Annotated in this window: 15 tRNA genes and 2 rRNA genes; all 17 read right to left on the bottom strand. The window is 46.7% G+C overall.

Features of this window, described 5'->3' with window-relative positions:
* Positions 1 to 358 precede the first annotated feature (358 nt).
* Positions 359 to 437, bottom strand: a tRNA-Leu gene (locus B7R65_RS20860).
* Positions 438 to 455: 18 nt separating this feature from the next.
* Positions 456 to 526, bottom strand: a tRNA-Cys gene (locus B7R65_RS20855).
* Positions 527 to 532: 6 nt separating this feature from the next.
* Positions 533 to 607 (bottom strand) — tRNA-Gly (locus tag B7R65_RS20850).
* Between the two features lie 3 nt (positions 608 to 610).
* A tRNA-Gln gene (locus B7R65_RS20845) sits at positions 611 to 685 on the bottom strand.
* A 79-nt stretch (positions 686 to 764) separates the two neighbouring features.
* Positions 765 to 840 (bottom strand) — tRNA-His (locus B7R65_RS20840).
* A 15-nt stretch (positions 841 to 855) separates the two neighbouring features.
* Positions 856 to 929, bottom strand: a tRNA-Trp gene (locus tag B7R65_RS20835).
* A 4-nt stretch (positions 930 to 933) separates the two neighbouring features.
* Positions 934 to 1,018: transfer RNA gene (locus B7R65_RS20830), tRNA-Tyr, on the bottom strand.
* Between the two features lie 10 nt (positions 1,019 to 1,028).
* A tRNA-Thr gene (locus B7R65_RS20825) sits at positions 1,029 to 1,101 on the bottom strand.
* Between the two features lie 23 nt (positions 1,102 to 1,124).
* Positions 1,125 to 1,197: transfer RNA gene (locus B7R65_RS20820), tRNA-Phe, on the bottom strand.
* A gap of 8 nt (positions 1,198 to 1,205) precedes the next feature.
* Positions 1,206 to 1,281 (bottom strand) — tRNA-Asp (locus B7R65_RS20815).
* 3 nt (positions 1,282 to 1,284) lie between these two features.
* Positions 1,285 to 1,361, bottom strand: a tRNA-Met gene (locus B7R65_RS20810).
* A gap of 47 nt (positions 1,362 to 1,408) precedes the next feature.
* Positions 1,409 to 1,484 (bottom strand) — tRNA-Val (locus B7R65_RS20805).
* A gap of 11 nt (positions 1,485 to 1,495) precedes the next feature.
* Positions 1,496 to 1,570: transfer RNA gene (locus B7R65_RS20800), tRNA-Glu, on the bottom strand.
* Positions 1,571 to 1,596: 26 nt separating this feature from the next.
* Positions 1,597 to 1,688, bottom strand: a tRNA-Ser gene (locus B7R65_RS20795).
* 4 nt (positions 1,689 to 1,692) lie between these two features.
* Positions 1,693 to 1,767 (bottom strand) — tRNA-Asn (locus B7R65_RS20790).
* A gap of 10 nt (positions 1,768 to 1,777) precedes the next feature.
* Positions 1,778 to 1,893 (bottom strand): 5S ribosomal RNA (rrf, locus tag B7R65_RS20785).
* Positions 1,894 to 2,021: 128 nt separating this feature from the next.
* Positions 2,022 to 2,340 (bottom strand): 23S ribosomal RNA (locus tag B7R65_RS20780); the annotation flags it as partial.

Below are 2,340 nucleotides of genomic sequence, written 5' to 3'. Positions count from 1 at the left end.
CACTTTCCGTGGGGCAGGCAGTGAGCATACTCAACAAAAAGGTACTTGCGTCCTAACAACTTACGTTCCAAATCATTTTCTTTATTTACAGTTCACTTTAAAAAAGCTTTTTAAAAGCATCATCTAATGAAAAAAGAACACTAAGAGATCCCAAAAACCTCTCGTATCCTCCGACGAACAGACAAGACCCTCGCTCGTCCCTCTGAGGGGTGCTGGCAGCCTTTTTTAACGCAGAAGGGATCTGAGTTATCTATTATACAATATTTCTAAAAAACAACATTTTAATACCAAATAGGATCTAATTAAAAAAGAGTCTTGCATCTCTGCAAAACTCTTTTCACTATTTCCGTTAAATTATAGCGGTGACAGGACTTGAACCTGCACGTCCGTGAAGACAATAGATTTTGAGTCTACCGTGTCTGCCATTCCACCACCCCGGCATGGGATAAATTAAAAGGCGGTAACCGGATTTGAACCGATGATAAAGGTTTTGCAGACCTCTGCCTTACCACTTGGCTATACCGCCGTATATTGGAGCGGAAGACGGGGCTCGAACCCGCGACCCCAACCTTGGCAAGGTTGTATTCTACCACTGAACTACTTCCGCAAATGGCTGGGCTACCTGGATTCGAACCAGGGCATGACGGAATCAAAATCCGTTGCCTTACCGCTTGGCTATAGCCCAATACTATAAAGAACTTACTATATTTTATATTTAATTAACAATTTTATTACTAAAAAGAAATAATCAAAATAAATTAAAATGGGGCGACTGATGGGAATCGAACCCACGAATGCCTGAACCACAATCAGGTGCGTTAACCACTTCGCCACAACCGCCATGATTTAATTAATTGGCAGGGGCAGTAGGAATCGAACCCACACCAAAGGTTTTGGAGACCTCTATTCTACCGTTAAACTATGCCCCTAAAATGGTGGAGGGGGACGGATTCGAACCGCCGAACCCACAGGGAGCGGATTTACAGTCCGCCGCGTTTAGCCACTTCGCTACCCCTCCGGTTAAAGAGTGCCGACTAAAGGACTTGAACCCTCAACCTACTGATTACAAGTCAGTTGCTCTACCAATTGAGCTAAGTCGGCATAATACTATTTTTTTTAAAAAGTGGCTCGGGACGGAATCGAACCGCCGACACGAGGATTTTCAGTCCTCTGCTCTACCGACTGAGCTACCGAGCCAAATATAATGGCGGTCCCGACCGGGATCGAACCGGCGATCTCCTGCGTGACAGGCAGGCATGTTAACCGCTACACCACGGGACCATTTGGTTGCGGGGACAGGATTTGAACCTGCGACCTTCGGGTTATGAGCCCGACGAGCTACCAGACTGCTCCACCCCGCGATAATGTGGATACTAATAAAATTAGTTCCATTAATATAAAAATGATATGGTGGAGGATGACGGGCTCGAACCGCCGACCCCCTGCTTGTAAGGCAGGTGCTCTCCCAGCTGAGCTAATCCTCCAGGATAAAAAATGGTGACCCGTACGGGATTCGAACCCGTGTTACCGCCGTGAAAGGGCGGTGTCTTAACCGCTTGACCAACGGGCCATATATATTAAAGTCCATAATAAATGTGGCGGAGAGCAAGGGATTTGAACCCTTGAGACAGGGTTACCCGCCTACACGATTTCCAATCGTGCTCCTTCGGCCACTCGGACAGCTCTCCAAAATGGCTCCGCAGGTAGGATTCGAACCTACGACCACTCGGTTAACAGCCGAGTGCTCTACCACTGAGCTACTGCGGAATAATTATGAACCAAGCGACGTTCTACTCTCACAGGGGGAGACCCCCAACTACCATCGACGCTGAAGAGCTTAACTGCCGTGTTCGGTATGGGAACGGGTGTGACCTCTTCGCTATCATCACTTGATTCATTTTCCTTGGGACATTGATTATTATATCAAAATATCAACCAAAGTCAATATTTTTTGAAGATTTTTTTAGCATTTTCATGCTATTTTATACCTTCAAAACTAGATAATGTCATTATCAAACTTGTTAGTTAAGTCCTCGACCGATTAGTATCAGTCAGCTCCACGTGTCACCACGCTTCCACCTCTGACCTATCAACCTGATCATCTCTCAGGGGTCTTACTAGCTTAACGCTATGGGAAATCTCATCTTGAGGGGGGCTTCATGCTTAGATGCTTTCAGCACTTATCCCTTCCACACATAGCTACCCAGCCATGCTCTTGGCAGAACAACTGGTACACCAGCGGTGTGTCCATCCCGGTCCTCTCGTACTAAGGACAGCTCCTCTCAAATTTCCTGCGCCCACGACGGATAGGGACCGAACTGTCTCACGACGTTCTGAACC

Source organism: Bacillus sp. EAC (assembly GCF_002156875.1).
GTDB lineage: Bacteria > Bacillota > Bacilli > Bacillales > Bacillaceae_G > Gottfriedia.
Note: the sequence above shows the minus strand (reverse complement) of the source record. Positions and strands in the feature narration are given on the sequence as shown.